This window comes from Pseudomonas sp. SIMBA_067 (assembly GCF_046534675.1).
Taxonomy (GTDB): domain Bacteria; phylum Pseudomonadota; class Gammaproteobacteria; order Pseudomonadales; family Pseudomonadaceae; genus Aquipseudomonas; species Aquipseudomonas putida.
Map to the genome: position 1 here is coordinate 1 of NZ_JAWRYH010000395.1, position 274 is coordinate 274.

Below are 274 nucleotides of genomic sequence, written 5' to 3' on the forward strand. Positions count from 1 at the left end.
TCTCTGTCATTTCTACCATTGGTATTGCCCTCGGCGTGGCGGTATTGATCGTCGGCTTAAGCGCGATGAACGGCTTTGAACGCGAACTGAATAACCGCATTCTGGCGGTGGTGCCGCATGGTGAAATCGAAGCGGTAAATCAGCCATGGACTAACTGGCAGGAAGCACTGGATAACGTGCAGAAAGTGCCGGGTATTGCCGCCGCTGCGCCGTATATCAATTTCACCGGACTGGTAGAAAGTGGTGCCAATCTGCGCGCAATCCAGGTGAAGGG

General features: G+C 54.0%; 1 protein-coding gene. It reads left to right on the forward strand.

The window, feature by feature from the left end; translation table 11 throughout:
* Positions 1 to 274, forward strand: a 274-nt coding sequence (locus tag SB765_RS29595; RefSeq protein ID WP_410932486.1) for an ABC transporter permease, incomplete at both ends; no start/stop codon positions are given.